At 72.7% G+C, this 4,983-nt stretch carries 3 protein-coding genes and 1 pseudogene; all 4 read right to left on the minus strand.

Annotation, left to right across the window (positions count from 1 at the left end):
* Positions 1-151, minus strand: a pseudogene (locus AOK23_RS51025) (FHA domain-containing protein); the annotation flags it as partial.
* A 169-nt stretch (positions 152-320) separates the two neighbouring features.
* The gene (locus tag AOK23_RS40475) at positions 321-1,667 is read right to left on the minus strand and encodes a vWA domain-containing protein (protein WP_055717407.1); all 1,347 of its coding nucleotides are present in this window, start codon (positions 1,665-1,667) and stop codon (positions 321-323) included.
* A gap of 141 nt (positions 1,668-1,808) precedes the next feature.
* Entirely contained in the window at positions 1,809-3,125 is a 1,317-nt protein-coding gene (locus AOK23_RS40480; protein ID WP_055717408.1) for a PP2C family protein-serine/threonine phosphatase, read from the minus strand.
* Positions 3,126-3,128: 3 nt separating this feature from the next.
* A partial coding sequence (locus tag AOK23_RS40485; protein ID WP_055717409.1) for a tetratricopeptide repeat protein occupies positions 3,129-4,983 on the minus strand: 1,855 nt, incomplete at its 5' end.

Raw genomic sequence — 4,983 nt, forward strand, 5'->3', positions numbered from 1 at the left:
CGCCACCGCCGCCCCCGGGCGGCGGGTATCCGTAACCGGCGCCCGGGGGCGGCGGTGGCGGCGGCGGGGGTACGGCACCGGCCATACGGTGACCGCAGACCTCGCACCAGTCGTCGGAACCCGACTGGTGTCCGTTCGGGCAGGTCGGCATGTCGGCGCTTCCCCCTCTCCTTTCCGGCACTCGGGCCGGGTCCTGTGGCCGCGACGGGCCGGTATGGCCGAGCGTGTCCGGATCCCCGGTGGGGGAGCCAGGCTCTCTCGTAGCGGTACTACTGGGTCTTTCCGGTACTTCTCGGCTGCTGCTGTTGCTGCTGCTCGTTCTACTTCTTTACACGAACAGTCTTTGTGGACCTGGTCTCGAGGGTCATCTCGTCGGCCTCCGTGACCTTCGCCTTCAGTCGCACAGTACCTGTCGCCGCGTCGACCACGTCCACCACCTTCGCAAGCAGTTTCGCAGTATCCGCGTTCCCCGACGCACTCGCCAGCTGGACGGCCCGCCCCAGCTTGGCCGTTGCTCCGTCGATATCCCCCGCTTTACGGGCATCTAGACCTTGTTGGATGACTTGTGCCAGTTCGGCCTGACCCGTGTAGTGGGCGACCTGAGGGTTGATCGAGGTGGACGCGGCCATGTCGTCGGTCCACACGGCCTTCACCAGACCCTGGGCACCGAGGTTCTGCGCGCTGCCGTCGGACTGCGGGATGACCAGGGACACACGGGCGGCGAGCATCTCCTGGCCGAGGGACGCGGGCGGGACCTCGACGCACACGTGGTAGTCGCGGGACTCGTCCCCCCAGGAGCCGGTCGGGTAGTCGCCGGCGCGCGGGCCCGCCTCCGTGCGACGGTCCGTGAGATCGACGACGGTGGGGGCGACTTGCTTGACGAACTTGATCTGCGTGCCGACCGGGGTCCACAGCCGCAGGGCGACGTCCGCGACCTCCTTGCCCATGGTCGCCTCCATGATCTGGGTGAAGTCGGCGGACAGGGCGGCCGGGTCGGCGACGATGTCGGCGGTGCCGAGGAGGGCGGAGGCGATCGCGGTGACCTCCTTGACCTCCCAGTCGGTGCCCACTCCACGCGCGTCACAGGTGAACCGTCCGGCGCAGGCGTCCAGCGCGGCCCGCAGGTCCTCGGGCGACTCGTGCTCGTTGCGCCCGTCGGTGAGCAGGATGCCGTGGCGTATCTCGACGTCGGCGGAGGCGAGCAGCCGGTCGGCGAGCCTCAGCCAGGTGCCGATCGCGGTGCCGCCGCCCGCGCTGAGCCTGCGCAGGGCCTGCTTGGCCTGGTCCCGGGTGGCGGGGTCGGCGACGGCGAGCCGGCCACCGCCGGGGTAGACCTCGCGGGCCACATGGGTGCCGTCGATCACCGCGAAGTGGACGCCGTCGCGCAGGGTGTCGATCGCGGCGGCCGTGGCGTCGCGGGCGTTGCGCATCTTGGTCGGCGGGTAGTCCATCGACCCCGAGCAGTCGACCATGATCGCCACGGCGGCGGACGGGCCCTGGCCGGGCGAGTACAGGTGCGGAGCCGTGACCGCGCTGCCCACGGTGCCGCCGCCCGTCGCGCTCACGGTCACGATCGCGTTGACCTCGCGGCCGTCCTCCGGCAGGTACTCGTTCTGGTACACGTCCACCGAGAACTGCGGCACGTTCGACTTCGAGAAATTGGCCATGCCTACTCTGATCCCCCTAGCGGCCCCACAGCACGTGGGGTGATGACTGTGCGTGCCTCTGCCCGGACCGGTCCCCTCCGGTCCGTCGGCCGTTCCCGTCCGGCCGCCGAGGCGCCCGCGAGTCCCCGCCCGCGAGCGTCCTCAGGCCGATCCTGCCCCCTGGGGCGGGGCCGGGAACGGCAGGACGGCCACTGTTACGTTGTCGTGGCCACCGCCGTCCAGGGCCCGGCCGACGAGGACCTGTGCGCAGTGCAGCGGTCGCTGGGCCGCGTCGAGGGGGACGGCCTCGGCCATCTCCTCGGCGGCCTCCGCGTAGTTCCACAGTCCGTCGGTGCACACCACCACTACACCCGGCCGGTCCGGCTTGAAGGAAGCGGTGTGCGGCTCCAGTTCGTACGCGTCTGCGCCGAGCCAGCCGGTGATGGCGTGGGCGCGCTCGTCGGCGTACGCCTCGGCCTCGTTCATCAGTCCCGCGGCCACCATCTGCGCGGCCCACGAGTCGTCCTCGGTGAGCCGGGCGGAGGGAGCGCCGCGGTCAACCGGCACCCAGTAGGCGCGGCTGTCGCCGACCCAGCCGACGACGAGCAGGGTCGGGGTGACGACGGAGCCGACGATGGTGCACGCCGGCGCGTTCTGGTGCGGGGCGTGCTCCTGGGCCGTCTCCGGTTCCTCGGCGAGGGCGTTCACCGCGTTGGACGCGGCGACGATCGCGTCGTGCATCGCCTGCTGCGGGTGGGTGCCGCGCGGCAGGGACTCCAGCAGCGTCTCGTTCGCGGCGCGGGCTGCGGCGAGCGAGGCGTCGTCGGGGCGGGTCGCGGAGGACACGCCGTCGCAGACGATCGCGACGACCGCGGGGGAGCCGTCGGGCAGCGCGGTCGAGGAGACGGCGAACGCGTCCTCGTTGCGGTGGTGGCGCAACCCCCGGTCGCTGACCGCGGCGACCGCGCCCAACTCCTGCTCCATGTGATCGCGTTCACGTGGCTGGGCGTGACCGCAGTTCTCGCAGTAGCCGTCCCGGTCGACCTGGCCCGCGCGGCAGGCCACGCACAGCTTCGTACCGGCCGGTGGGGTCGCGAGGTCGCCGGTGCGCGGGTCCGCCGGCTGCGGCGCGGCCAGCGGGTACTCGTCGGGCTCGCTGGGCCGGTCGAACCGTACGCCGCGGCCGGGGCCGGACAGTTCGCCGCCGCCGGAGTCGGTACCCGGGATGTCGGTGGGGCGGACCACCGGCGGGGGCGTGTCCGCACTGGGTTCCGAGGCGACGGGCCAGGCCACGGAGGCGGCCTCGTCCGGCGTGTCACCGGCCGTCCCGTTCATCGTCAGGGTCGGGTGGTCCTCCGGCGGTGCGGACACCGCCGAGAGGTCATGGCCGCACGCACCGCAGAAGCGGTCGTCCGAGGCGAGGGGCCACTCGCAGATCGGGCACTTCGTCAGCGCGGTCGGCTGGGGCATCTGCGACATGAACTACACCCACGTCCGGGGGCGGTAACGGTTGGCACGTTCCACCAGGTCGATCCTCTCCTCGCCGCCTTGCGCGAGCCGGGCCAGCGTGCGGTACGCCCGCTCCAGTCCGAAGCGGAGGCCACGCTCGTCCAATGCGCTGCCGAGCAGCATCCGTTCGCCGCCGGCCGGGGCCACGGCGCCCTGGCTACCGGAGAGTACCCAGTCCAAGGCGCTGCCGAGGACCTCTGTGGACAACTGCTCGCGGCGCACCGCGTCCAGACCGTACCCGCCGAGCGCCTCGACCTGGCCCGCGGCGGCGGTCAGGTCGTCCAGGAACGGCGCGTCCGGGGCGGCCCCGGACGCGAGCGTCGTCTCCGTACGGTGTCTGAGCCGCGCCCGGACGGCGGCGACCCGGGCGGCGGTGTAGTGGATGGACGCCTCCGGCACGGACTCCAGGACGAGTACCGCGTTCTGCCGGTCCCCGGCGGTCAGCCGCACCCGGGCGAGCCCGAACGCGGCGCTGACGAAGCTGGGGTCGGTCGTCCACACCAGCCGGTAGTACTCGGCGGCGTTGTCGAGCTGCCCGAGGACCTCGGCGCACAGACCCAGGGCCAGCTTGGGGGCCGGCTCGCCCGGGAAGGCGTCGTAGATCGCGTCGAAGGACAGCGCGGCGTTCTCGTGGTCGCCCGTGGCGAGCGCGGCCACGCCCCGGTACCAGACCACCCGCCAGTCGTCGGGGTGGTCCCGCTCCAGGGCGTCCAGCGTGGCCAGGGCGATGGTGAACTCGCCCATCTCCAGGCGGGCCCGCAGCTCCCGCAGCCGCAGCTCCAGGGAGCCGGTGGGCGCCGCGTGCAGCGCCGTGATCAGCTCGGTGGGCGCGGACGCGATGAGACCGGCCAGGAACCCGGCGTTCGGGTCCCCCGGGTCCACACGCGGCACGGGCAGCGCGAGCGCCGCGGCGGCGGTGTCCAGGGGCTTGGTGAGCCGAGCGGGGGCGGACGGATCCGCGCCACCGGTGAGCAGCGCGGACGCACCGGGAACCGACCCGCCGTTCCCGGGGCCCGACCCTCCGCTGTCGGGGCCCGAACCTCCGACGCCCGGGACCGCCCCTCCGACACCGGGGCCCGATCCTCCGGCACCGGAGGCCGGGCCTCCGTTCCCGGCGGTCGTCCTGCCCGGCCAGGGGCCCCTCCCCGACGGCACCGGGCGGGTGCCGAGGCGGGACACGTCCCCGTCCAGCTCCGCGAACAACTCCGTGTCCGTGACCTTCACTTCCGGACCGAAGAGCGTCGACAGCGCCGGGCGCGCGCGGCCCGTCTGGAGGGACACGACCTCCCGGAGCACACCCGTGAGCTGCTCCGACATCTCCTGCGCGGAGGCGAACCGGCGGGCCGGGTCGGGGTCGGTGGCCCGCACCAGCAGTCGGTAGAAGGACTCGTACTGGCGGAAGACCTCGATGTTGTCCGGGTCGGGCAGGGAGTCCACGAAGACGTTCGTGTAGCCCTGGAAGTCGAAGGTCAGCACCGCGAGCGTCCGGGCGACCGTGTACAGGTCGGACGCGACGGACGTGCCGACGTCGGCGACCTCAGGCGCCTGGTAGCCGACCGTGCCGTAGATGGCCGACTCGTCGTCGTCCATCCTGCGCACCGCGCCCATGTCGATCAGCTTCAGCTGGTCCTCGGTCTGGATCGCGTTGTCGACCTTGAAGTCGCAGTACAGCAGGTTGCGGCTGTGGAGGTGCCCGAGGGCCTCCAGCGCCTCGATGCCGTACGCGCACGCCTGCTCGACCGGCAGGGGATCGCGGCGGCCGTCCGGGGTGCGGCGGCCGTTGGCGATCTCCTTCAGCGACTTCCCGCCGACGTACTCCATGACGATG

This window comes from Streptomyces torulosus (assembly GCF_001419765.1).
GTDB classification, from domain to species: domain Bacteria; phylum Actinomycetota; class Actinomycetes; order Streptomycetales; family Streptomycetaceae; genus Streptomyces; species Streptomyces torulosus.

What these genes read in the sequence shown, in the direction of transcription:
- AOK23_RS40480 (WP_055717408.1), bottom strand. Translation starts at nt 3,125, where the DNA reads ATGTCGCAGATGCCCCAGCCGACCGCGCTGACGAAGTGCCCGATCTGC.
- AOK23_RS40475 (WP_055717407.1), bottom strand. Translation starts at nt 1,667, where the DNA reads ATGGCCAATTTCTCGAAGTCGAACGTGCCGCAGTTCTCGGTGGACGTG.